Origin of the sequence: Thiomonas sp. X19, assembly GCF_900089495.1 — a bacterium.
GTDB lineage: Bacteria > Pseudomonadota > Gammaproteobacteria > Burkholderiales > Burkholderiaceae_C > Thiomonas_A.
The window spans coordinates 1,444,999-1,468,818 of record NZ_LT605203.1; the positions used below are offsets into that span (position 1 = coordinate 1,444,999).

At 64.0% G+C, this 23,820-nt stretch carries 25 protein-coding genes, 1 tRNA gene and 1 pseudogene; 14 read left to right on the top strand and 13 right to left on the bottom strand.

Features of this window, described 5'->3' with window-relative positions; genetic code table 11:
- Positions 1-15: 15 nt before the first annotated feature.
- From THIX_RS24020 to THIX_RS06770, 4 genes and pseudogenes are all read left to right on the top strand, one after another.
- Positions 16-489 carry an aldehyde dehydrogenase family protein gene (locus THIX_RS24020; protein ID WP_233224437.1) on the top strand — a complete coding sequence of 158 codons (474 nt, stop codon included), beginning with the start codon at positions 16-18 and terminating at the stop codon, positions 487-489.
- A pseudogene (locus THIX_RS24025) lies at positions 449-843 on the top strand (aldehyde dehydrogenase family protein). Before THIX_RS24020 ends, THIX_RS24025 begins: the two are co-directional and overlap by 41 nt.
- Complete coding sequence (locus tag THIX_RS24510) at positions 840-1,034, top strand: aldehyde dehydrogenase family protein (RefSeq protein ID WP_252997370.1); 195 nt, start codon at positions 840-842, stop codon at positions 1,032-1,034. The pseudogene THIX_RS24025 and the gene THIX_RS24510 overlap by 4 nt, the downstream one beginning before the upstream one ends.
- Before the next feature lie 153 nt (positions 1,035-1,187).
- Positions 1,188-1,958, top strand: a complete 771-nt coding sequence (locus THIX_RS06770) for an SDR family oxidoreductase (RefSeq protein ID WP_233224438.1) — start codon at positions 1,188-1,190, stop codon at positions 1,956-1,958.
- Here the strand turns inward: THIX_RS06770 and THIX_RS06775 are convergent.
- Entirely contained in the window at positions 1,931-3,037 is a 1,107-nt protein-coding gene (locus tag THIX_RS06775; RefSeq protein WP_112485616.1) for a substrate-binding domain-containing protein, read from the bottom strand. The two genes, THIX_RS06770 and THIX_RS06775, sit on opposite strands and share 28 nt — an antisense overlap.
- Before the next feature lie 209 nt (positions 3,038-3,246).
- Here THIX_RS06775 and THIX_RS06780 point away from each other — a divergent pair, with 209 nt between their 5' ends.
- Genes THIX_RS06780 through THIX_RS06800 form a run of 5 tightly spaced genes read left to right on the top strand, consistent with a single transcriptional unit; the run spans position 3,247 to position 9,253 of the window.
- Positions 3,247-3,747, top strand: a complete 501-nt coding sequence (locus THIX_RS06780) for a formate dehydrogenase subunit gamma (RefSeq protein WP_112488218.1) — start codon at positions 3,247-3,249, stop codon at positions 3,745-3,747.
- Complete coding sequence (locus THIX_RS06785; RefSeq protein ID WP_112485617.1) at positions 3,744-5,306, top strand: NADH-quinone oxidoreductase subunit NuoF; 1,563 nt, start codon at positions 3,744-3,746, stop codon at positions 5,304-5,306. Before THIX_RS06780 ends, THIX_RS06785 begins: the two co-directional genes overlap by 4 nt.
- Positions 5,307-5,322: 16 nt before the next feature.
- A complete protein-coding gene (gene fdhF / locus THIX_RS06790; RefSeq protein ID WP_112485618.1) occupies positions 5,323-8,202 on the top strand; it encodes a formate dehydrogenase subunit alpha in 2,880 nt (959 codons plus the stop codon).
- Entirely contained in the window at positions 8,199-9,035 is an 837-nt protein-coding gene (gene fdhD / locus THIX_RS06795) for a formate dehydrogenase accessory sulfurtransferase FdhD (protein WP_371412881.1), read from the top strand. Before fdhF ends, fdhD begins: the two co-directional genes overlap by 4 nt.
- A complete protein-coding gene (locus THIX_RS06800; protein WP_112485620.1) occupies positions 9,032-9,253 on the top strand; it encodes a formate dehydrogenase subunit delta in 222 nt (73 codons plus the stop codon). The genes fdhD and THIX_RS06800 overlap by 4 nt, the downstream gene beginning before the upstream one ends.
- A 289-nt stretch (positions 9,254-9,542) precedes the next feature.
- Here the strand turns inward: THIX_RS06800 and THIX_RS06805 are convergent.
- Positions 9,543-9,633, bottom strand: a tRNA-Ser gene (locus THIX_RS06805).
- A 237-nt stretch (positions 9,634-9,870) separates the two neighbouring features.
- Between THIX_RS06805 and THIX_RS06810 the strand changes: the two genes are divergently transcribed.
- The 3 genes from THIX_RS06810 (at position 9,871) to THIX_RS06820 (ending at position 13,864) form a co-directional block, all read left to right on the top strand.
- Complete coding sequence (locus tag THIX_RS06810) at positions 9,871-10,725, top strand: TatD family hydrolase (RefSeq protein WP_112485621.1); 855 nt, start codon at positions 9,871-9,873, stop codon at positions 10,723-10,725.
- Positions 10,726-11,085: 360 nt separating this feature from the next.
- Positions 11,086-13,074 carry a molecular chaperone HtpG gene (gene htpG / locus THIX_RS06815; RefSeq protein ID WP_112485622.1) on the top strand — a complete coding sequence of 663 codons (1,989 nt, stop codon included), beginning with the start codon at positions 11,086-11,088 and terminating at the stop codon, positions 13,072-13,074.
- Positions 13,075-13,264: 190 nt separating this feature from the next.
- Complete coding sequence (locus THIX_RS06820) at positions 13,265-13,864, top strand: class I SAM-dependent methyltransferase (protein WP_112485623.1); 600 nt, start codon at positions 13,265-13,267, stop codon at positions 13,862-13,864.
- Between the two features lie 63 nt (positions 13,865-13,927).
- Here THIX_RS06820 and THIX_RS06825 read toward each other — a convergent pair whose 3' ends face one another.
- From THIX_RS06825 to rpsP, 6 genes are all read right to left on the bottom strand, one after another.
- A complete protein-coding gene (locus THIX_RS06825) occupies positions 13,928-14,899 on the bottom strand; it encodes a CobD/CbiB family protein (RefSeq protein WP_112485624.1) in 972 nt (323 codons plus the stop codon).
- A 9-nt stretch (positions 14,900-14,908) separates the two neighbouring features.
- Positions 14,909-15,637: a CoA pyrophosphatase gene (locus tag THIX_RS06830; protein ID WP_112485625.1), complete on the bottom strand. Its 729-nt coding sequence runs from the start codon at positions 15,635-15,637 to the stop codon at positions 14,909-14,911.
- Between the two features lie 97 nt (positions 15,638-15,734).
- Positions 15,735-16,100, bottom strand: a complete 366-nt coding sequence (gene rplS, locus THIX_RS06835) for a 50S ribosomal protein L19 (protein ID WP_112485626.1) — start codon at positions 16,098-16,100, stop codon at positions 15,735-15,737.
- Positions 16,101-16,207: 107 nt separating this feature from the next.
- Complete coding sequence (gene trmD, locus THIX_RS06840; RefSeq protein WP_112485627.1) at positions 16,208-16,960, bottom strand: tRNA (guanosine(37)-N1)-methyltransferase TrmD; 753 nt, start codon at positions 16,958-16,960, stop codon at positions 16,208-16,210.
- A 21-nt stretch (positions 16,961-16,981) separates the two neighbouring features.
- On the bottom strand, positions 16,982-17,578 hold the full coding sequence (rimM, locus tag THIX_RS06845; protein ID WP_112485628.1) for a ribosome maturation factor RimM: 597 nt from the start codon (positions 17,576-17,578) through the stop codon (positions 16,982-16,984).
- A 120-nt stretch (positions 17,579-17,698) separates the two neighbouring features.
- The gene (rpsP, locus tag THIX_RS06850; RefSeq protein ID WP_112485629.1) at positions 17,699-17,962 is read right to left on the bottom strand and encodes a 30S ribosomal protein S16; all 264 of its coding nucleotides are present in this window, start codon (positions 17,960-17,962) and stop codon (positions 17,699-17,701) included.
- Between the two features lie 237 nt (positions 17,963-18,199).
- On the opposite strand from rpsP, the gene THIX_RS06855 reads away from it, so the two are divergent.
- Both THIX_RS06855 and THIX_RS06860 read left to right on the top strand, forming a co-directional pair.
- Entirely contained in the window at positions 18,200-18,745 is a 546-nt protein-coding gene (locus THIX_RS06855; protein WP_112485630.1) for a GNAT family N-acetyltransferase, read from the top strand.
- A gap of 49 nt (positions 18,746-18,794) precedes the next feature.
- Positions 18,795-19,217 carry an NINE protein gene (locus THIX_RS06860; RefSeq protein ID WP_112488219.1) on the top strand — a complete coding sequence of 141 codons (423 nt, stop codon included), beginning with the start codon at positions 18,795-18,797 and terminating at the stop codon, positions 19,215-19,217.
- Here THIX_RS06860 and folK read toward each other — a convergent pair.
- The 5 genes from folK to THIX_RS06885 are packed head-to-tail and all read right to left on the bottom strand — an operon-like array spanning position 19,199 to position 23,673.
- The gene (gene folK / locus THIX_RS06865; protein WP_112485631.1) at positions 19,199-19,768 is read right to left on the bottom strand and encodes a 2-amino-4-hydroxy-6-hydroxymethyldihydropteridine diphosphokinase; all 570 of its coding nucleotides are present in this window, start codon (positions 19,766-19,768) and stop codon (positions 19,199-19,201) included. The genes THIX_RS06860 and folK overlap by 19 nt on opposite strands.
- Positions 19,769-19,774: 6 nt before the next feature.
- Complete coding sequence (pcnB, locus tag THIX_RS06870) at positions 19,775-21,187, bottom strand: polynucleotide adenylyltransferase PcnB (RefSeq protein ID WP_112485632.1); 1,413 nt, start codon at positions 21,185-21,187, stop codon at positions 19,775-19,777.
- Positions 21,184-21,861 (bottom strand): HAD family phosphatase, encoded by a 678-nt coding sequence (locus THIX_RS06875; protein ID WP_112485633.1) that lies wholly within the window; start codon positions 21,859-21,861, stop codon positions 21,184-21,186. Before THIX_RS06875 ends, pcnB begins: the two co-directional genes overlap by 4 nt.
- A 10-nt stretch (positions 21,862-21,871) precedes the next feature.
- On the bottom strand, positions 21,872-22,606 hold the full coding sequence (gene hda / locus THIX_RS06880; RefSeq protein WP_112488220.1) for a DnaA regulatory inactivator Hda: 735 nt from the start codon (positions 22,604-22,606) through the stop codon (positions 21,872-21,874).
- 2 nt (positions 22,607-22,608) lie between these two features.
- On the bottom strand, positions 22,609-23,673 hold the full coding sequence (locus THIX_RS06885) for an AI-2E family transporter (RefSeq protein WP_112485634.1): 1,065 nt from the start codon (positions 23,671-23,673) through the stop codon (positions 22,609-22,611).
- Positions 23,674-23,820: the final 147 nt, after the last annotated feature.

Below are 23,820 nucleotides of genomic sequence, written 5' to 3' on the forward strand. Positions count from 1 at the left end.
ATGAACAATATTTCGATGCTGATTGCCGGGCACAACATGTCCAGGCGGCCAGTGGGGCCGTGTTCGATCGCCGCAGCCCCCTTGGCGGCGGCCGATGCGGCCGCGAAGGCCTTCCCCGCCTGGGCCGCAATCGGCCCGGGGGAGCGTCGCGCCATGCTGATGAAGGCCGCGCAGTCGCTCGCGGCGAAGTCCAAGGCATTCGCGAATGCCGTTGCCGCAGAAACGGGGGGATCCGTCTTGTGGGCGGGTTTCAACGTTCACCTCGCCTCCGCTGGCGTGTGGCAACAGGCCGTTCTCAAGGGCTCGGAACTCTGCCCGGCAACCCATGGTTTGATCGTCGAGGCGCTGCACGATGCGGGCCTGCCAGCGGGTGTGGTGAATTTTGTCACCAACGCGCCGGCTGACGCCGCCGAGGTCGTGGAGGCCATGATTGCCCAGCCAGATCTGCATGTCGGCCGCGCGCATCATCGTCGACGAGAGCATCGCTGACGCCTTTGTGTCCCGCCTGGCGGCCAAGGCAAGCGGCCTGCCGCTTGGGGATCCGTGCTGGGCCCGGTCGTCGACATGAGTACGGTTGAGCGCTGCAACGCCCTCATCGACGATGCACTGGCCAAAGGTGCTTCGCTGGTCTGCGGCGGCAAGGCCGACAGCACGCTCATGCCGGCCACCCTGCTCGACCACGTCACTGCGGACATGCGCATTTTCCGCGACGAATCGTTCGGCCCGGTCAAACCGATCGTGCGGGTCAAGGACATCGAGGCGGCGATTGCCTGCGCCAACGACAACGAATACGGACTCTCCGCCGCCGTTTTCGGGCGCGATGTGGCGCGCCGCATGCCATGAACGTGGCCACGCGCCTCGAATCCGGGATCTGCCATGTCAACGGGCCGACCGTCCACGATGAGGCGCAGATGCCCTTCGGTGGCGTCAAGGGCAGCGGATATGGCCGATTCGGCGGCAAGGCCGGTGCGCACGAATTCACCGAACCGCGCTGGATCAGCGTGCAGACGCCGCCGCGCCATGACCCGTTCTGAACCCACCTCGGACCTAGGAGAGATCAAGATGCGACTGCCTGGAAAGAAGATTGTGGTGACCGGGGCAGCATCGGGTATCGGTGCGGAAACCGTCAAGGAGCTGAAGGGCGAAGGTGCCACGGTCGTTGGCGTCGCCGCAATCCTGCCGACGGAGTGGATCACTTTGTGCGGGCCGATTTGTCCGACCCCGCTTCCATCGCGCATGCCGCGGCCGCAGTGGGTGGTGGGATCGACGCGCTCTGCAACATCGCGGGACTGCCACCCACGCGCAGTGCCGCAGCGGTCCTGCGTGTCAACTTCCTGGGGTTGCGTGTTTTCACCGAGGTCGAGAAATACTGCGAGGCCCGCCATGTCGACGATGCACGCAGCTATTTCTTGTCCAAGGAGACGCTGATCGTCTGGACCATGCTGAATCGCTGGACGTGGCGTGATCGCGGCATCCGGATGAATTGCGTTAGCCATAGCCCGGTTCAGACCCCGATTCTTGCCGATTGCATTCAAACCCTGGGCGCACGCGCCGAGGAAGACATGAAGGTCATGGATCGCTCAGGGACACCCGAGGACATCGCGCCTCTGGTGGCTTTTCTCTGCTCGTCGCAGAGCGCCTGGATTCGCGGCACCAATCGGGGCACCAATATTTTCCCTGCGACGGTGGCATGTATGCCCATGTGCTCACGCACATGCACGGATTCGAATAGCTCGTCGCTGAACCGCGCCTGGAGTTTCGGCAGCCTGTGTGGCAGAGTCGGACCGCGATGGCCGACTCTGCGGGACTCCTGTTCGGCACGGGGCTCGAACACTGTCGTTGGACGGTGGGGGCTTGGAAACGGCCTTCATGGGTTGCCGTTTCATGCACGCCGGGGCGAGCGGGGAGCGACCCCGTGCGCACCAGCGCTTCATCGATTGTTCGTTTTCGGTTTTTGAGAAAACTTTCGCCCCGGAAATGCCTGTGACAAGGTCTGGATGGCGCCGGAGTCAGCAAAAGAGTAGCCAGGGAGGCGATTGACAGAATCCCGGAAGTCCTGGCTGCGGAGGATGTCGAGCAAGGTCTTCAACTGAGGTTGATCCAATGCATCCGCGTGGCAAAGAAGGAAATAACGCTCGCTCGCAATCGGGATGAAGTCCAGCTTGAATTGTCGCGCGGGCGTTTCAACCCCGAGGCCCACGTCCGCCATGCCACTGGCGACGTAAGCGGCGACGGCAGCATGGGTGTATTCGCCATGCTCAAAACCGTGGATGGCCCCGGAGTCGATACCCGCCTGGGCGAGGAGACATTCAAGAAGCAGGCGCGTACCCGATCCCCGCTGCCGATTGATGAAACGGACATCGGGACGGGAGAGATCGCGCACGTCATAGATCTTTCGCGGATTTCCCGCCGCCACGATCAGGCCCTGGCGGCGAACGACCGTGCAGATGACGCGGCAGGTGCGCGGGTCGAACCAGCGTGCGTAGTCCTCCAGAATGCGTCCCTCGAAATCACCGATGGGGACATGAAATCCGGCCAGATCACAGCCACCATCATGCAGGGAGGCCACAGCTTCGAGGCTGCCCACGTATTTGCATTCCACGGGCACATGTTGTTGCAGCACCAAGGCATCCAGCAGTTTTTCCACGGCGAATCCATGGCTGGCATGCACGCGCAAAGGGGCTGGGTTGGAGGTGACGACGCGCCCAATCTCCACCTCCAGTTCGGAGGACAGCGAAGCCAACGCCGGGTTCAGGCGCGCAGCAATGCGGCGGTCAGCCCAGACCAGCGTTTCACCCAGCGCCGTCAGTTTGGAGCCTTTGCCGCGCACCATGTTGAGTAACGGAGCGCCGAACATCGCTTCGCCCGAGCGCACCAGCTCCCACGCATGCCGGTAGGAGGCGCCTGTTTGCCGACATGCGGCCGAAAGGCTGCCATGTTCATGAACTTGAACCAGGAGTGCGAGCAGCTTTGGTGACAGCATCTGGCCATCCGCCTGCTTGATCGTCCACTGAGGGTGGATGGAAACCTTGTGCATTCGGGTTTTCCCTTTAGGCTGCCGCAAGCATAGCCGACATGCTGCGGCAACCGTGTTGCATGGGCCTGTCGGCGCATATTGCGAATGCCCGTGATGCCACGTAGATTCACTCTACAAACTGCGCCCTAATCATGCTTCGCACAGCATATTGATGCCGTCCGCAATGACAGGGTGCATCCGGTTTGGAAGGCGGCATCCGTGGAGACAACATGATCGCACCAGTTCGACCCCCTCAGATCGATTCCAAGGCAACCGCCAAGGCGGTGCAAGCCTTGATCGAGCGGCACCGGAGCCAGCCTGGAGCCCTGCTGCCGCTCTTGCATGCCGTGCAGGACACGCTCGGCCATGTTCCTGCCGACGCGGTACCGCTGATCGCCGCGGGGCTGAATCTGTCGCGCGCCGAGGTGCATGGCGTGATCACCTATTACCACCATTTTCGCAGCGAGCCGGCTGGTCGGCACGTGGTGCAGATTTGTCGCGCCGAGGCCTGTCAGGCATGCGGCGCCGACGCGCTCATCGACGCGGCCGAACGCTTGCTGGGCTGTGGGCTGCACAAAACCCGCCGCGACGACGCCGTGACCCTGGAGGCGGTGTACTGCCTGGGTCTGTGCGCCTCATCGCCGGCGCTGATGGTGGACGGCACGCCGCATGCCCGCGTCACGGCCGCGACACTCGCGCGCATCGTCGCGCAACTGGAAATCCAAACATGAACCAACTCGTGAAAGTCTTCGTACCGTGCGATTCCGCTGCCCTTGCCGTCGGGGCCGACGCGGTCGCGCACGCGCTGCGGACGGAATGCGCCAGGCGCGGTCACCCCATCGCGCTGGTGCGCAATGGTTCGCGCGGCATGTTCTGGCTGGAGCCCCTGGTCGAGGTGGACACGCCGCAAGGTCGCGTCGCCTATGGGCCGGTGACGCCCGACGACGTTCCGCAACTGCTGGACGCGGGCCTGCTGCACGGCGGGCCTCACGCGCTGGCACATGGGCTGACCGAACAGATCCCATACCTGGCCCGCCAGGAACGGCTGACTTTCTGCCGCATGGGTGCGACCGATCCACGGTCGCTTGCCGATTACGCGGCGCATGGAGGTTGGGACGGGCTGAAGCGCGCACTGGCCATGGACGGCGCCGCCATCGTCGAGCACATCACGCATGCGGGCCTGCGCGGCCGGGGCGGCGCCGCGTTTCCTGCGGGCATCAAGTGGAAAACAGTGCTGCATGCGCAGGCGGCGCAGAAATATGTGGTCTGCAATGCCGACGAAGGCGATTCCGGCACCTTCTCCGACCGCATGGTGATGGAAGGCGACCCGTACATGCTGATCGAAGGCATGGCGATTGCCGCTCTCGCGGTGGGCGCCACGCGAGGCTATGTGTACATACGCTCCGAATACCCGCACGCCGTCGCCACGATGGTCGAGGCCATCACCCGCGCCGGTGCGGCGGGCATTCTCGGCGACAGCGTCTGCGGCTCGGGCCACGCGTTTCACCTGGAGGTGCGCAAGGCCGCGGGGTCCTACGTCTGCGGCGAGGAAACCGCGATGCTGGAGAGCATCGAGGGCAGGCGCGGCGTCGTCCGGGCCAAACCGCCACTGCCGGCCATCGCCGGCCTTTTCGGTCAGCCCACGGTGATCAACAACGTCATCACGCTGGCCAGCGTGCCCGTCATCCTCGCGCGAGGCGCCGAGGCCTATCGCGATTTCGGCCTGGGCCGCTCGCACGGCACGCTGCCCTTCCAACTTGCCGGCAACGTCAGGCACGGGGGCCTGGTCGAGAAGGCCTTCGGCCTGACGCTGCGCGAGCTGCTGGTCGATTTCGGCGGCGGGACGGCTTCGGGACGGCCGATCAAGGCCGTGCAGGTCGGCGGCCCGCTGGGTGCTTACATTCCCGCGTCGCAATGGGATGTGCCGCTGGACTACGAGGCCTACGCGGCGATCGGCGCGGTGCTGGGGCATGGGGGCATCGTGGTGCACGACGATACGGCCGATCTGAGCCGGCTCGCGCGCTACGCCATGGAGTTCTGCGCCATCGAGTCGTGCGGCAAATGCACCCCGTGCCGCATCGGCTCGACGCGCGGCGTCGAGGTGATCGACAAGATACGGAACAACCAGAACCGCGCGCAGCAGGTGCACCTGCTGCGCGATCTGTGCGACACCATGCTGCACGGCAGCCTGTGCGCCATGGGCGGCATGACGCCGTATCCGGTGCTGTCGGCACTCAACCACTACCCGCAGGACTTCGGTGTCGAAGCGCCGGATCAGCAGGCCGCTTGAAGAACGGAGACACGCCATGCTCAACCACCTGAAGCAAGAGATCGACTACGGTACGCCGCAACGCGAGGCGGGCGCCGAGGTCACGCTGGAGATCGATGGTTTCGACGTCACCGTGCCGCAGGGCACTTCGCTGATGCGCGCGGCGATGCAGGCCGGCATCAAGGTGCCCAAGCTATGCGCGACCGACAGCCTCGAACCCTTCGGTTCGTGCCGGCTTTGCTTGGTCGAGATCGAGGGCCGGCGAGGTTTCCCGGCCTCGTGCACGACGCCCGCGGAGGCCGGCATGAAGGTCCGCACCCAGACGCCCCGCCTGCAGGATCTGCGCAAGGGGGTGATGGAACTCTACATCTCCGACCACCCGCTGGACTGCCTGACGTGCAGCGCCAACGGCAATTGCGAATTGCAGGACATGGCCGGCGTGACCGGCCTGCGCAACGTGCGCTACGGGGTCGGTGCCGCCGCAGGCGCCCACCACTGCGACGCGAAGAAGGACGAATCCAACCCTTACTTCACCTACGACCCGAGCAAGTGCATCGTCTGCAGCCGCTGCGTGCGGGCGTGCGAGGAGACCCAGGGCACTTTCGCCCTCACCATCAGCGGCCGCGGCTTCGGCAGCCGCGTCTCGCCGGGGCAGGATCAGCCCTTCATGGACAGCGAATGCGTGAGTTGCGGCGCCTGCGTCGAGGCCTGCCCCACCGCCACGCTGCAGGAGAAGAGCGTCATCGAACTCGGCCAGCCCGAGCACAGCATCGTCACCACCTGCGCCTACTGCGGCGTGGGCTGCGGCTTCAAGGCGGAGATGAAGGGCAGCGAGGTGGTGCGCATGGTGCCGTGGAAGGACGGCAAGGCCAACGAGGGCCACTCCTGCGTCAAGGGCCGCTTCGCCTGGGGCTATGCCACGCACAAGGACCGGATCACCAAGCCGATGATCCGCAAGCGCATCACCGATCCGTGGACCGAGGCGAGCTGGGATGAGGCCTTCGCCTACGCTGCAAGCGAGTTCCGCCGCATCCAGTCCACGTATGGCCGCGACTCGGTCGGCGGCATCACCTCGTCACGCTGCACCAACGAGGAAACCTATCTGGTCCAGAAGCTGGTCCGCGCGGCCTTCGGCAACAACAACGTCGACACCTGCGCCCGCGTGTGCCACTCGCCCACCGGCTACGGCCTGGGACAGACCTACGGCACCTCGGCCGGCACGCAGACCTTCAAGTCGGTGGAGAAGGCCGACGTGATCATGGTCATCGGCGCCAACCCGACCGATGCGCACCCGGTGTTCGCCTCGCGCATGAAGCGGCGTCTGCGCCAGGGCGCCAAGCTGATCGTGATCGACCCGCGCCGCATCGACCTGGTGAAGTCTCCCCATGTGCGCGCCGACTACCACCTGCAACTACGGCCTGGAACCAATGTCGCCGTTGTGTCCGCGATGGCGCACGTCATCGTCACCGAGGGCCTGCTGGCCGCCGACTTCATCGCCGAGCGCTGCGACGACAAGTCATTCCAATCGTGGCTGGAGTTCATCGCGCGTCCTGAAAACTCCCCCGAGGCGATGGAATCGGTCTGCGGCGTGCCGGCGGCCGATCTGCGCGGCGCGGCGCGTCTCTATGCCACAGGAGGCAATGCTGCGATTTACTACGGCCTGGGCGTGACCGAGCATGCGCAGGGTTCGACCATGGTGATGGGTATCGCCAATCTCGCGATGGCCACCGGCAATATCGGCCGCGAAGGCGTGGGCGTGAATCCGCTGCGCGGCCAGAACAACGTCCAGGGTTCGTGCGACATGGGCTCGTTCCCGCACGAGCTCCCGGGGTACCGCCACATCTCCGACAGCGCAGTGCGTGGCGAGTTCGAAGCAGCTTGGGGTGTGAATCTTGACCCGGAACCCGGCCTGCGCATTCCTAATATGTTCGATGCCGCGCTGGATGGCAGCTTCAAGGGCTTGTACTGCCAAGGGGAGGACATCGTGCAGTCGGACCCGGACACGCAGCATGTCGCGGCGGCGTTGTCGGCGCTGGAATGCATCGTCGTGCAGGACCTCTTCCTGAACGAGACCGCGAAGTATGCGCATGTCTTCCTGCCCGGATCGTCCTTCCTGGAGAAGGATGGCACCTTCACCAACGCGGAACGGCGCATTTCGCGCGTCTGCAAGGTCATGCCGCCCAAGGCCGGACTGGCGGACTGGGAGGTGACGGTGAGGCTTGCCAATGCGCTCGGGTATGCGATGCGCTACAGCCATCCCGAGGAGATCATGCAGGAGATTGCCGCGCTCACGCCGACGTTCCGCGGCGTCACCTACGCCAAGATCGAACGTCTGGGCAGCCTGCAATGGCCCTGTAACGACCAGACTGGCGAGGCCGGCACCGAGATCATGCATGTGGACCATTTCGTGCGGGGCAAGGGGCGCTTCATCATCACGCAGTACGTTCCGAGCGACGAGAAGGTCACCCGCAGGTTCCCGCTGCTGCTGACCACGGGACGCATCCTGAGCCAGTACAACGTGGGCGCGCAGACGCGGCGCACGCCCAACAATCTCTGGCACGACGAGGACAGGCTGGAGATCCATCCGCACGACGCCGAGGAGCGCGGAATCCGCGACGGTGACTGGGTGGGCATCCAGAGCCGGGCCGGAGACACGGTTTTGCGGGCGGCGGTCACCGAGCGCGTGGCCCCGGGTGTGGTCTACACCACATTCCACTTCCCGGAATCGGGCGCGAATGTCATCACGACGGACAGTTCGGATTGGGCGACCAACTGCCCCGAGTACAAGGTCACTGCCGTTCAGGTGATGCCGGTTGCCCAGCCCTCGCGCTGGCAGCAGGAGTATGGGCAGTTCAGCACCATGCAGTCCGCGCTGCTTGAAGGGCGCCGAACGGCAACGCCGGAGCAAGTCAAGTGATCGCCCAAGATGCACCTTTGACGGCGGGTGCTCGACAGGCGCGGGTGGTTCGACTGCGAACCGGCATGCGCAGTGAAGCGGTTGATTGGCTGACCGAGGAAGTTCCAGTTGCGCTGGAATTCAATGGCATTTCGCATGCCGTGATGCTGGCGACGCCCATGGACCTGGAGGACTTCGCGCTGGGGTTCGGTCTCAGTGAGGGCATTTTTGACCGGCCGGCTGATCTGTACGACTGTGAAGTCGATGCCTGTGCCGAAGGCCTGACGGTGCACATGGAGGTTTCTTCCCGCAGCTTTGCGCGGTTGAGAGCGCGGCGCCGCACACTTGCCGGCAGGACGGGTTGCGGGCTTTGTGGAACGGAGAGCCTTGCACAGGTCCTACGAACCCTGCCACGGGTTGTCGCCAGGCAGACGATTCAAAGCGCGGCCATCACGCGAGCCATGGATGGCATGCGCGATAGGCAGTTGCTGGGCCAGGCGACCGGCGCCACCCATGCCGCCGCATGGTGTGGTTGTGCTGGTGAAATTCGCTTGCTCCGGGAAGACGTCGGCCGACACAACGCCCTGGACAAGCTGATCGGTGCGCTGGCGCGTGCCGGAATCGATGCGGGCTCTGGGTTCATGGCCGTGACGAGCCGCGCCAGCGTGGAGATGGTGCAGAAGGCCGTGGTCGCCGGGGTTCCACTCCTGGCTGCGGTCTCGGCACCGACGCTGCTTGCGGTCAACACCGCCGAGCAAGCGCGAATGTGCCTGGTTGGGCTGGCGCGGCAAGGCAATCTGGTGGTCTACGCCCACCCTCAGCACTTGTCATTGGGCAATGGGATCGACCTATGAATACGAGCAACCTCATCTGTATGGCGAATCGCATCGGCCAATTTTTTGCGTCGATGCCTGACCGCGATGAAGCGCTTATGGGCATCGCACAACATATTCAGCGATTTTGGGAGCGGCGGATGCGCGCCGAGCTCTTGGCGCATCTCGAAAGCAACCATGGGGAAGGTCTCGATGCCATCACTCTCGATGCATTGCGCGCACACCGGGATCTACTTTGAATGTGGCCTGCGTGCCTCATGAACCAGCTGCCAGTCGGCATGGCGCTGGCATGAGCCCGATGGCACTGGATCAAGCAGAGTTGGCGCAGGAGCCTGCTGATCGTCCAAGCGCCATGATCTTGCGGCAGCCCGCCGCACCAATCAGTCTTGCGAATCTGCGACGGCCGTGATCTCACGCTATCGACCGGCGGCAGCCGCTGGGCAACGACCTAGGGCAGTCTCTGGGTAAGATCAACGCCAAGGGCTGGCGAAGCCAGAAAAAAAGCCAGGGGCGCGTCTAAGAATGCACTGGCGGAGACGAAGGGATTCGAACCCTTGATGCGCTTTTGGCACATACTCCCTTAGCAGGGGAGCACCTTCGGCCACTCGGTCACGTCTCCCGTTTGCAGCGCAGATCTGCCACAAAGCGTAGCCTCACATTATTGCATAGCAATTGGCCCGCCATGCTGGGTTTCCAAGATCCAGGTCCGAGCAACTTGAGCGAGGGATTCGCCAGCCCCTGCAACGCCGAGCGGCTGTCCCAGCTGCGCAGCGGGGCAACGGCAGCCGGGCGTCTATTGATGGGCTTTCTGCACATGACACACCAGTACCAACTTGGGCTCAGCCTCTAATCTCGGATGAACTGGATTGATACCCACGCCCATCTGGACGCCGCCGAGTTCGGAGGCGACCCCAGCCAGATGCTGGCACAGGCTTACGCAGCTGGGGTGCGCAGCGTGGTGATTCCGGCAGTGGAGCCAGGCAATTTTGCCGCTGTGCGCGACTTGGCCCATGCCAGCGGTCAGGTCTATGCGCTGGGGGTTCACCCCTTGTCTGTGGAACGTGTGAACGAGGCCGACTTCTCTCAGCTGCGCCGTGCGGTGCTGCAGGCGAGGGACGATCCGCAATGTGTCGCCCTCGGCGAGATCGGACTGGATTTTTTTGTCCAGGGTGTGAACCGTGATCGCCAGCTCTGGTGGTATGAGCAACAACTCAGGCTGGCACGCGAGCTGGGTTTGCCGGTGCTGTTGCATGTGCGCAAATCGCAAGATGCATTGCTCGCCGGTCTGCGCAAACTCGGATGGGCTCAGACCGGCATCGGTGGCATTGCCCATGCATTCAACGGGAGTCGACAGCAGGCCGATGCCTTTATCGCGCAGGGGTTCAGACTCGGTTTTGGTGGCGCCATGACGTTCGAGCGAGCGTTGAACATCCGCCGTCTAGCAGCCCAACTGCCCGATTCCAGCCTGGTGCTTGAAACGGATGCACCCGATATGCGTCCCGAATGGTTGGCCCGTGCAGAACAGCTCCAACCCAATACGCCGGCTGAATTGCCTCGCATTGCCCAAACTCTGGCGACATTACGTGGCTGGACGCCAGGACAAACGGCCAGCATCACAACCGCCAATGCGCTCGCAGCTTTGCCGCGGCTGGCCTCCTGGTTGGAGATGCGCGGTGCAACGAAGGGGAAAGTACTTCGAACTCTGTTGTGACCTTGAAAAGGAGCGCGACGCCCCGATCTAGGGCCTGTTCACGCCATTTCTCCACCTGCGTTGCCCCCAGACGGGGATGGCTGCAAGGCGGAGGGCGCCGGCAAGGGTGAACCCTTGCCAAGACCGACAACGCCGCGGACGCCCCGTCTGGGGGCAACCCTGCGGGACGGGGGACTGGGCAGCGCATTGCGGCTTGCACTGCATCTGCCCAGTCCCCCGTCGCGGGCGCAGAAATAGCGTGAACAGGCCCTAGTTGGCAACGTTTTTTGACATGCCGCGTTGTTCCCAGTCCCGCATGCTGGTCTGACCGCTTCCAGCCTCACCACACTTCCCCAATTCCCGCTTGATCCCATCCCAATCATGAGCCTCGACACAACTTCAACCGCCGCTCCGCAGTCCGGCAGCCACACTCACGCTTTCCAGGCGGAGGTGAAGCAGTTGCTGCACCTGGTGGCGCATTCGCTTTACTCGAATCGCGATATTTTTCTGCGTGAACTCGTCTCCAATGCCTCGGACGCCTGCGACAAGTTGCGCTATCTCGCCATTGACGACGCGGCGCTGTGGGAAGGGCAGGGCGAGTTGCGCATCCGGGTGGATTTCGACGCCGCCAAGCGCACCCTCACGGTGAGCGACAACGGCGTTGGCCTGAGCCTGCAGGATGCCATCGATCATCTCGGCACCATCGCCAAATCCGGGACGCGCGAGTTCATGCAGCAGATCGGCCAGGAGCGCAAGGCCGATGCCAACCTCATCGGCCAGTTCGGCGTGGGCTTCTACTCGGGTTTCATCGTCGCCGATCGCATCACCGTCGAAAGCAGGCGCGCGGGCATGACCACCGAGCAGGGTGTGCGCTGGTCCTCAGAAGGCACAGGCGAGTTCAGTGTCGAGACCATCAACCGCGAGCAGCGCGGCACGGATGTGATTTTGCATCTGCGTGCCGAGGATGATGATCACAAATTCGACGACCTGCTCTCGAACTGGAAGCTCAAGAGCATCATCAGCCGCTATTCGGACCATATCTCCTTGCCGATTGAAATGCGCAAGCGCGAATGGAACCAGGAGAAAGGCCAAGAAGAGGTGCTGGACATCTGGGAGCAGATCAACAAGGCGGCTGCTCTTTGGGCTCGGCCGAAAACAGAGATTAGCGAAGAGCAATATATCGATTTTTACAAGCAGATCGCGCACGATAGCGCCGCGCCGTTGGCTTGGACCCATAACCGCGTGGAGGGCCGCAGCGAATACACCCAGTTGCTCTACCTTCCTGCCAAGGCACCGTTCGATCTGTGGAATCGAGAACAGAGCGCGGGCGTCAAGCTCTATGTTAAGCGCGTGTTCATTCTCGACGACGCCTCCAGCTTGCTGCCGACCTATTTGCGTTTCGTTCGCGGGGTGGTGGACAGCGCTGAACTGCCGCTGAATATTTCGCGTGAATTGCTGCAGGAAAGCCGCGATATTCGCGCAATTCGGGACGGTTGCACCAAACGTGTGCTTTCTTTGCTGGAAGATATGGCGGCCAGCGACGATGCGGCCCAGCGCGACAAGTACGCCCGGTTCTGGCAAGAGTTCGGTCAAGTGCTGAAAGAGGGCGTGGGCGAAGATTTCGCCAACCGTGAACGTTTGGCCAAGTTGCTGCGCTTCGCCTCGACGACCAGTGAGGGCGACGCGCAAACGGTGAGTCTGGCCGACTACGTCGCCCGCATGAAACCCGAGCAAACGGCCATCTACACCATCACCGCCGACAACCTGCGCACGGCCCGCTCCAGCCCGCAACTCGAAGTGTTCAAGCGCAAGGGTGTGGAAGTCCTCCTGCTCACTGATCGGGTTGACGAATGGATGCTCGGCAGTCTGACCGAGTTTGAGGGCAAGCCCCTGCAGTCCGTGGCCCGAGGTGGTGCCGACCTTGGTGCCTTGCAGGACGCCGAGGAAAAAAAACAGGCCGAGGAAGCCGCGCAAACCCACCAGGGTTTGCTGGCGCGCATGAAGACTGCCCTGCAAGGCATGGCGCAGGACGTGCGCATCAGCACCCGCTTGGTGGAGTCGCCGGCCTGCCTGGTGGCAGCTGACGGCGAGGTCAGCGGCCACTTGGCGCGGCTGCTGCGCCAGGCTGGACAGGCGGCGCCCAAATCCCTGCCGATTCTGGAAATCAACCCTGCGCATGCCTTGGTGCAGCGGCTTGAAGGCGAGATGGGGAAAACGGCAGCCGAGCAGGATGGCGTGGATCAACCCCAGGTCTTCGACGATCTGGCCCGCATCCTGTTCGACCAGGCTCTCCTGGCCGAGGGGGGAATGCCGGAGGATGCAGCCGCCTACGTCAGGCGGGTGAATGCATGGCTGGTGCGCTCGGTTTGAGCGCGCCATCACGCCCAAGCCCGGCCCGTCGCGCCGAGTGTGGCGGGCTGCTCCTGCGGCGAAGCTGAATGGGTCATGGCGAAGGCACGGACCTGATTCAGTGTTGGCCTAAGTCCGCATCGCTAAACTGGACTCCATCATCTTTCTCCGCTGCCGCCCTTGGCACCACAGGCAGCCACGACAACCCAGCATGAACGAGGCGAACGAGCAGCCATTGAACAAACATGCCGCCGGCTATTGGCGTTTCATGCGTGAGTTCGTCCGCAACCCGCGCCAGATTGGCGCCATCTGCCCCAGTTCCCCATTCCTGGCGAGGCGCATGGCAAGTCTGGTCCCCGGCGGGGATGGCGTGGTCGTCGAGCTTGGCCCCGGCGGCGGAGCCGTCACAGCCGCTTTGCTGAACCACGGCGTCTCGGCCCAGGACTTGGTCCTGGTCGAGCGCTCGGCGGCACTGTCGGTCCATCTCGCCAAGCGCTTCCCCGGTGTGCATCTCATTCAAGGCGATGCCATGCACCTGAGTCGCTTCGAGGTTTTGAGCCAGCCGGTGCGCGCCGTCGTTTCCAGTTTGCCGCTGCGCAGTCTGCCCAGGCCGGTGGTGAGGCAGATCCTGGATCAAGTTGCGCTCATTTCAGGGCCCGGCACGGTGTTCATCCAGTTCAGCTATGCCCTGCGCGGCAGCTACCAGACCATGGCCCATGGCTTCGAGCGCGATCAAGCGCACCTCGTCTGGCGTAACTTGCCACCTGCGCGCATCGAGGCCTTTCGCTTCCAGCCGCGCAATTTCCAGTAAATTGGAAATCGGCCGGGTGGCCTTCAACCTTGGCAGACCGAAAGACCGGTCTGCCGGCGGGGTTCAGGACACCCACATGGTGATGGTGACCACCGCCAGCAGCAGCATCCACAACAGCACGGAACGCCACACCAGCCCAACCACACTGCGCAGGTGCGCAGGCGTCGGTATGTCGCCTGGCATCTGGGCTTGCTGTCCGGGAGGCTGGACTTCGGGATCGATGGCGCTGGCCCAAGCCTGTTCGCCCGGTTCCGGCATCGAACTGAGAGCGGTCGCACCGAGACGGATGCCAACCGCGCCCGCTGCCGAAGCCAACATGGCTCCAGTATTGCTGTCGGGCCACAGGCGGGCGTAGTTGCGCCACCGATCCACGGCCTCCTCGAAATTACCCACCACGGCGTAGCTGGCTGCTGTCAGACGCGCTGGCAGCCAGTCGAGCACATGGAAAGCCTGATCGGCAAAATCGCGCAGCCAGGGGCTGGCATCGGAGCCGGTGGCGTTCCACTTGCCTGCCGTGTACTCCGCCATGCGGTAGAGCACGGCACCGGCTGGTCCCAGGGGCAGCAGGAACCAGAAGAACACGCCGAGCACGTAGCGCTGCGCCGCCACGAGCGCATGTTCGATGGTCTGCTGCGTGACGTCGTCGGCCGACATCTCCACGGTGTCGAGTGCCTTCCACTGCTTCAGGATGGCGCGTGCTCCGGCCACGTCGCCATGGCTGAGGGCATCGGAAATATCGGTGAAGTAATGGCTGAACTGGCGAAAGCCGAGGGTGAAATACAGCACCACCACATTCCAGGCGAAGGCCAGCAGGATGTTCACGCGCAGCGCCGCCCAGTAGATGAGCAAGGACACCAGCGCCGGCAGCAGCACGGCGATGAACCAGGCGGCAAGCCCATGCCGGCGCTCGCCAGCATCGAAATTGCGTGCCGCGAAGTCGGCAAGCGATTTGCGAGCGCCGTAGACAACACTCAGGCGCCCGAGGGGTTTGATTTGCTCCAGCAGCAGAGCGAGCAGGACGGAGAAAAAGGCCATGCCGCGATGCTAAGCGATGAGCAGGCGGTAGAGGTTGCGAATCATCGCTGCGGTGGCGCCCCAGATGAAATAACGCCGCCCGTCGGTGCTGGTCCAGGGCATGGCATAAAAGCTGCGGCGCGCAGCGTTGGGGAGCGTCGGCAGGGCGCCGAGTCCGGTTTGAGCGTCCCAGGTCCGCAACTCATGGTGGGCAGGGTTCATCAGGAATGCCAGCGGCACCTCGAACACTTCAGCCACCTCGCTGGCCTGGGCGCGAAGCGGCGCCTGCGGGTCGACCATGCCGACCACGGGTGTGACGGCATAGCCGGTGATGGTGGTGTAGACCGGCATGGACCCCAGTGGCTCGACCCATGCCGCCTGCAGTCCGATTTCTTCCTCAGCCTCACGCAGAGCCGTATGCAGAGCGCTGGCATCCCCCGCGTCGCGGCTGCCGCCCGGAAAGCTGATCTGCCCCGGGTGGACATGCAGGTTGGCGGTGCGGCGGGTGAGCAGGAGCTGCATCCCCTGTGGCCGTGCAATCAGTGGAATCAGGACCGACGCGTCACGTAGCGTGATGCGCTGGCCGATCTGCACATCCTCGAACACTTCGGGTCGCCAGGACGGAGTCCGGGCGAAGCGCGCTCGCAGCCAGCCGGCCTGCAAATGGGCAGGATCGACCGCGGGCATGCCAGGCTCGGGTGTGCCCAGGGGAACCTGTTCCGGATCGAACGGTGGACGTGATGGCGGTGAGGCGGTCATGGGATGGGCCAAAGCAAACAGCCGGCAAGCGCCGGCTGTTTGCTGATGATGGCAACGTTGTGCGTCGCGATCGGTTCTGCTTGCGCAGACGGACGGCTCAAGCCAGCTTTTCCTTGATGCGCGCCGACTTGCCGGTACGGCCGCGCAGGTAGTACAGCTTGGCACGGCGCACGTCGCCGCGGCGCTTGACCTCGATGCCTGCAATCATCGGCGAGTAGAGCTGGAAAGTCCGCTCGACGCCTTCGCCGGATGAAATCTTGCGCACGATGAAGTTGGAATTCAAGCCGCGGTTGCGCTTGGAGATGACCACGCCTTCGTAGGCCTGGGCACGTTTGCGTGTGCCTTCGACCACGTTGACGCTGACGATCACCGTGTCGCCGGGGGCGAAATCAGGAATGGCCTTGCCTTGGGTCAGGCGCTGGATTTCTTCCTGTTCGAGTTGCTGAATCAGATGACTGCTCATGGGGGCTCCAAGGATCTTGCGGCCGCTTTGGAAGGGGTGCAAAGCCAATGGTCGAGATCGGCTTTTAGCTGTTGTGCGGGCAGCAGAGGATCGAAAAATTTTGCATTTTAGACCAAATTCGAGAGCGCTTCTTCATCGCGCTTGCTCAGGCGGCCTTGCTGGCGCAAGGCGAGGATCAGTTCAGGCCTGCGCGTTTGCGTGAGCGCCAGCATGCGGTCGCGGCGCCAGCGGGCGATGCGGGCATGATCGCCCGAGAGCAAGGCTTCGGGAACGGACAGGCCGGCGTGCTCGGGTGGGCGCGTGTAGTGGGGGCAATCGAGCAGGCCGTCGGAGAAGCTGTCCTGGGTGGCCGATTCGGCGCAGCCCAGCACGCCGTGCAGCAGCCGGGCCACGGCATCGAGCAGCGCCATGGCCGCAATTTCCCCGCCCGACAGGACATAGTCGCCCAGGCTGATTTCAACGTCCACGTTTCGGTCGATGAAGCGCTGGTCGATGCCTTCATAGCGCCCACAAACCAGCACGGCGCCAGTGGAGGCAGCCCATTGCGTGACATGCTGCTGGGTGAGTGCGGCGCCCGTGGGAGAAAACAACACGACCGGCGCCGGGGCCGAGCCGGTTGCCTGGCGCGCCGCCTGGGCCGCAGCCAGCGCCTGCTCCAGCGGCTCGGCCAGCATCACCATGCCTGGGCCACCGCCATAGGGGCGATCGTCCACGGTGCGGTGGGCACCGGTGGCGTAGTCGCGTGGGTTCCAGGTCTGCAATTGCATCACGCCGGAATCGAAAGCCCGGCGGCAGATGCCTTGCGTGCGCAGCGGTTCGAAATAGCTGTCGAACAGGGTCAGAACATCGAAGCGTGGCATGGCCTGCGGCTCCGGGCGCGTTCAGTCGTACTCGGGCAGCCAGTCGGCCACGATGCGCCGCGCAGCGATATCGACTTCAACGATATAGGCATCGACGAAAGGAATCAGCCTTTCGTGCTGCTGGCCGTCCGTTGCGGCTTGCAGTTGCAGCACGGCCTGGGCGCCGCTGTCGAGCAGACCGCTGACCGTTCCGAGTTGCAGGCCCTCGCGGTTGAGCACGGTGCAGCCGATGAGGTCGACCCAGTAATACTCATCCTTGCGTGCCGGCGGGAAATCTTCGCGGCGGGCATGGATGGTCCAGCCGCGAAAGGACTCCGCCTGCGCGCGCGTGGTTGTGCCGTCGAGCAAAGCCACCACGGATTGTGTGTGACGCCGCGCCAGGCGCACGGCGTACTGTGCCCGTTGCAAGGGGCGTCCCTGTGGCGAGCGCATCCACCAGTGAGATGCCTTCAGCAGGGCCGCGGGCTCGTTCGACTGGGGCGCGATTTTCAGCCAACCCTGCGTGCCCCATGCATCCAGCACATGGCCGACCTGGATCAGGCCCTCAGGCCAGTCGGTGTGGCCTTCTGGTCTGTCAGCCGAAAGCGGTTTTGAGTCTGTGGAGGCGGGTTTGGACATGGCGCAAAGCAAAACACCGCAAGCAGTCAGCTTGCGGTGTCAGATGATGGCAGCATTGGGCAACAAAGGCCCCAGGCAATGCAGCGCAGCCCGAGTCTGCTCCGGGCCCACTGCAGCAAATCAGGCTGCGGCTTGAACCGGAGCCTGTTTGGACTGCTTGACCAAACGTTCGACGGTGGGCGAGAGCTGTGCACCCACGCCAGCCCAGTAGTTCAGGCGTTCGATTTCGATGCGCAGGGGCTGCTCAAGGCCGCGGGCGACAGGGTTGTAGAAGCCCAGGCGCTCAAGGTAACGGCCGTCACGGCGGTTGCGCGAGTCAGTAGCCACGATGTGATAGAACGGGCGCCCTTTGGCACCAGCGCGTGAAAGACGAATGACGACCATTGCTTGGATTCCTAAGGTATCTGGGTGATGGACTAATGCACGAATTTGATGGGCCGCTGCACCCTGTATCTGGCAATCGCGTCGTGTTGTACACCGCAAGATTGACCAAAATACGCATGGCTGGCGTCAGGCGGCAAGCCTGATGCAGTCTGGCAGATCCCTGGCAAAAAACGAACCCGGCAAGCCCAGTAAACTTGTCATTATATCGAACTGAGAGGGCTGGACACAGCCACCGCCATGGACTTATTGAAGACGGCCTTGATTCGCCCGGCAACAGAGGCTGATGTTGCTGCCATCACCCATATTTATCGTCATCATGTCTTGCACGGAACCGGAACCTTCGAGATTCAGCCGCCGGACACGGCGGAGATGCAGCAGCGCCTGCAACGGGTGACGCAGCGCGGCCTGCCATGGCTGGTGGCGGAGCGCGATGGGGAGGTGGCTGGTTTTGCCTACGCCAACTGGTTTCGCGAGCGTGAAGCCTACCGCTGGACGCTGGAGGATTCGGTGTATGTCGATGCGCAGCAACGTGGCCAGGGTTTGGGTTCGGCGTTGCTGCAACAGTTGCTGCAGGCTTGCGAGGCGCAAGGCGCGCGCCAGCTGCTTGCCGTGATTGGCGACTCGGCCAACGAGGGTTCCATCGCCCTGCACCTGCGCCACGGCTTCACCCATGGTGGCGTGATGCCCGCCGTTGGCTGGAAGTTCGGTCGATGGCTGGACGTGGTGTTGATGCAAAAAGCGCTCGGTCCCGGCGCAAGCGCGCCACCGACGCGTGGTGTCTGAATACGCCGCCTTCCTGCTGGCTGACGAAACGCATCCGAAACCGAACACCATGCCCAAGACTTTCAAGTCCAAAACGCTCGCCGCGGCCCTGGCCTTATTGTTCGGTGTCGTCGGCGCCCACCGTTTTTATCTCCGGGGCTGGCGTGATGTGCTCGGCTGGCTGCACCTGCCCTTGTTCGCGGTCGGAGTCTGGGGTGCAACGCGCTTCATCGATTTTGGCGAGAACGATGCCATCGCCGAGATTGCGCTTCCTCTGCTGGGTCTGATCGTCGGGTTGGCACTGTTCCAGGCTTTGCTGATCGGGCTGACCCCGGACGCGCGCTGGGATGAGAAGTGGAATGTTGGCACGGGGCGGCATTCCAGCAGCGGCTGGGGCGCCGTGCTGGTGGCGGTGTTTGCCTTGCTGATCGGTACGGCGGCGTTGATGGGTGGCCTGGCTTTTGGCCTGCAACATTACTTCCAGCCGGGCTGAAGTCGATTCGCCGGCATGGGTGTCAGGGTGCCGGCACGCTCCAGCGTTTGCCCGGCAGCCCGCAGGCGTTGCGCCGCGTGTTGCACGGGCTCGCCGTCGGGCAAGATCCAGTCGGGCCGGATTTCCGCCAGTGGCGCCAGCACGAAGGCGCGTTGATGCATGCGCGGGTGGGGCAATGTGAGCGCCGCGTCTTGGAGCGTTTGCTCGCCGAACAGCAGCAGGTCGAGGTCCAGGGTGCGCGGAGCGTTGTGCCGGCCCGCAGGGCGCAGACGGCCGTGGCGACGTTCAATGCACTGGAGTCGCTGCAGCAATTGCCCGGGTGTCAGCGCGCAGCGCAGCACCGCAACCGCGTTCCAGTAATCCGGGCCTTTAGCGTCCACCGGAGCGCTGCGATACAGGCTGGAGTTCTGCAGCAACTGGCAGCCGGCAAGGTCTTGCAACTCGCCGAGTGCCGTGGCCAGCGTCGCAGCGCCATCGCCGAGATTGGCGCCCAGGCCGATGAGGGCCATGTCGGGCGCGAGGATCGGCGCCAAGCTGGACGCGGCCGGCATTGCGGATCAGCCGGCCGAATCGGGTCCGCTGCCCACCGCCGGCTTTTTGCGCCGCCTGCGCTTGCGTTGGGCGGGTTCGGTGCTGGCTCGGCCTGCTTGCTCGATGAGTTCGGCGCGTTCGGCCTCGTCGGCCTGCTGAAAGCGTTCCCACCAGTTGGCCAGCTCGGGTTCGGCACCACCGGTTTGCGCGCGCAACAATAAAAAGTCATAGGCGGCGCGAAAGCGGGGATGATCCAGGGCGCTGTTGGCGTAGCGCGGCGTACGGCGCGCGAGGCGTGGCTGGAGCGACCAGATTTCGCGCATGTCCACCGCAATGCGGCGCTGGATGGCGAGGCGTTCGGCCTGGGCGGCGATGATTTCATCGGCCGCGGTGTCGAGCGCGGCGATGGCTGGCAGCCCCTCGGCCTGCAACTCGGCCCAGCGGTTGTTGACCTGCGGCCACAGCAGGCAGGCGAACAGGAAGCTGGGGCTTGCGGTCTTGCCCTCGCCGATGCGGGCGTCGGTATCGCGCAGTGCGGCCAACACAAACGCTTCGCCGTGGGGCTGGTTGAGCGCCAGTTCAATGAGCGGCAGCAGACCCTGATGCAGGCCGAGTGCGCGGAGTTGTTCGAGCGAAGCCAGGGCGTGCCCGGTTTGCAGCAGCTTGATGGTTTCGTCGAACAAGCGCGCCGAGGGCACGTTGCGCAGCAATTCGGCTTGCTCCGCGATGGGCGCGCGCGTGGCCGGATCGATGGCGAAGCCGAGCTTGGCGGCGAAGCGCGCCACGCGCAGCAGCCGCACCGGGTCTTCGCGATAGCGCGTGGCGGGGTCGCCAATCATACGCAGGGTGCGGGCCTTGAGGTCGCGCAGGCCATGGTGGTAGTCGACGACGATGTCGCGTGTGGGGTCGTAATACAGGGCGTTGACGGTGAAGTCGCGGCGCGCGGCGTCCTGGTCCTGCGGGCCCCAGACGTTGTCGCGCAGCACGCGGCCGCTGGCGTCCACCGCGTGTTGCTTGCCGGCGAGATCGCGGGCGTTGCGCTCGTCGCCTTCCACCGTGGCGCTGGCCTGCGTGTCCAGCGTGGCGCGGAAGGTGGAAACCTCGATGATCTCGCGCCCGAACATCACATGCACGATGCGAAAGCGCCGGCCGATGAGAAAGGCGCGGCGAAATAGCGGCTTGACCTGCTCGGGCGTGGCGTTGGTGGCGATGTCGAAATCCTTGGGCTTGAGGCCCAGCAGCAGGTCGCGCACCGCGCCGCCGACGATATAGGCCTCGAACCCGGCCTGTTGCAGGGTGCGTATGACGGTGAGCGCCGAATTCGGCAGCCGTGTGGCGTCAATCTCGTGTTGTGGTCGTGCGATTTCAAGTCGCCGGCCCTCGGCCTTGGCCGTTGCGGATTTTTTGCCGAGCAGACGGGTGATGAGTTTGCGGATCATGGAAACAGTTCGAGGACGGGCCAGCCACGCGTTTGGGCGAGTTCGGCAAGCAGGGGGTCGGGGTGCACCACCACGGGGTGGCTCACGTGGTCGAGCAGGGGCTGGTCGTTGATGGAGTCGGAATAGAACCAAGTCTGGCCAAAACTCTGCCAGTCCAGGCCTTGGGACGCCAGCCACTGCGCCGTGCGCGTGACCTTGCCTTCGCGAAACGAGGGAACTCCGCACCAGGCGCCGGTGTAGCCGCCTTGCGGGCTGCGCTCGGTTTGGACGGCGATGAGGTGCGGCACGCCGAAGGCAGCGGCAATGGGTTGGGTGACGAAGTCGTTGGTGGCGGTGACGATGCAGCACAGGTCGCCGGCCTGCTGGTGCTTGCGCACGAGATCGAGCGCTTGCGGGCGGATTTGCGGCAGCACGATTTGCTGCATGAACTGCTCATGCGCCTGCATCAACGCTGCCGGCGAGCGGCCGACGAGTGGGCCGAGCGAGAAGCGCAGATAGGCGTCGAGATCCAGTGTCCCGGCGCGGTATTGGCCGTAGAAGCGGTCGTTGGCCGAACGGTATTGCTCGCCGTCGGTCCAGCCGAGGCGGACACAGAACTCGCCCCAGGCATGGTCCGAGTCGAATGGGAGGAGAGTGTTGTCCAGGTCGAACAGCGCCAAATTGCGGTTGGGCATGCGGTGTCGCTCAGGGCTTGGGATGGAGGTCGGGGTCGGCCTGGGCCAGCATGGACTTGAGCAGGGGAATGCTGGTGGGCCGGGCATGCTGCAAGGCATAAGCGTCGAGCCGTGAGACAAGGCCGACCAGCGAAGCCATGTCGCGTGCATGGTGGTTCAGAATATAGCGGCTGAGGTCTTCGCGCAGGTCGAAGCCGCGCGCTGCCGCCATGCGTTGCAGCACGCGCTGCTTGCCGTCATCGTCCAGCGGCGCCAGCCCCAGAGCCAGACCCCAGGCCAGGCGAGTGCGTACATCGGCGCGCAGTTCGAGTTGCGCCGGCGGGGCATTGCCGGCAGCAAGAAAAGCAACGTTGAACTGGCGTGCGGCGTTGAAAAGGCCGAACAACAGGTTCTGCTGCCAGGCCGCGCAGGCCTGCACATCGTCCACCGCGAGCAGGGCACCGGCGCCGAAGCGCGTGAAGGCGTCAAGCGCGGGCCAGTGGGATGGCGGGCTCTGCGGCGTGAGATGCAGCGCCCACCTCCCTGCTTGCTGCACCGAGCGGCAGGCGGCGCGCAACAGATGGCTTTTACCGCTTGCCGGCGGTCCCCAGAGATACAGCGCACCGCCATCGCGGCTAGCCAGTAGTTTGCTCAGGGCTTCAAAGGCCAAGCCGTTTTCGCCGAGCTCGAAGCCCTCCAATGTGGGAGCGTCATCCCATTGCAGGGCCAGCAGAAGTTGCCGGCTCGCGCTGTGTTCCAGACCCATGCTCATCCGCGCAGAAACAAGGTGCTTTCCCGGTACCAGGCAAGGGCATGGCGCACGACGACCAGCAGCAAAGCCCCGGCGGGCAAGGCGAGCAGCACGCCGACGAAACCAAACAGATGTCCGAACGCCAGCAACAGGAACAGCACCAGGAGCGGGTGCAGGCCGATTTGCCCTCCGAGCAACCTGGGCGTGATGATCATGCTTTCCGCCAGTTGACCGATGCCGAACACCACGGCTACGGCCCAGATGGCGTAGAAGCTCTGGAATTGCAAGGCGCCTGCAAGCAACGCGAGCAGCAGTCCCAGGCCGAAGCCGACATAAGGCACGAACACGGCAAGGCCGGTGAACACGCCAATCGGCAAGGCGAGTTGAAACCCGGCGAGCGCCAAGGCAATGGCGTAGTAGGCCGCCAGAAGCAGCATGACGGAAACCTGCCCGCGCACATAACGGCCAAGGATGGTGTCGCACTCGCCCAGAAAGGCTTGCAGCGCGTCGCGTCGATGCAGGGGAACCAGACTGTAGCTGCGCTGCATCAGACCGCGCCAGTCGAGCAGAAAATAAAACGTCAGCACCGGGATGAGGATGAGATTGCCCAAGATGATGAGCAGCGTGCTGCCGCCGGTTCTTGCCGAGCTCAGAATTTGCGACGCCCAGCGCTCTGGATCGCCTGACAGGGATTGGGTCAGCAGGTGCTTGTAGCTGGTCAGGTCGAAGGTGGTTTGGAGCCCCAGGCGCGCGGCCTGCGCGCTCAGCCAGCTGTTCATGGCGGCGAGCAGTGAGGGCACTTGTTGTTGCAGTTGGGGCAGGGTGCTGGTGAGCACAGACACGATCAGACTGCCAATGCCAACCAGCACCACGCTCAGCAGGACGATGGCCAACGCCGCACCGGCGGCCCTGGGAATGCGCCAGCGCCACAGCTTCTCGACGGCGGGATGCAACCCATAGGCCAGTGTCAGGGCCACCAGGAAGGGCATGAGCACGGGCCCGAGCAGCGAAGCCAGCCAGAGGGCGCCGAGAATGAACGCTGCCCAGATCAAACGAACTTTGTTGGTTTCGGAGAGTTGCACTGAGGAATGGTGTCTTGGAGGCGAAGGAAGGGACGGGTCGTGCGTCGATGGCCTTGTCGGGCTGGCTTACGACTTGAGCTTGGGGTTTGCGTGCATGTGCGCAGACCGGCCATATTGGCCTCCCACCTAGAATGCACTCCTCATTTT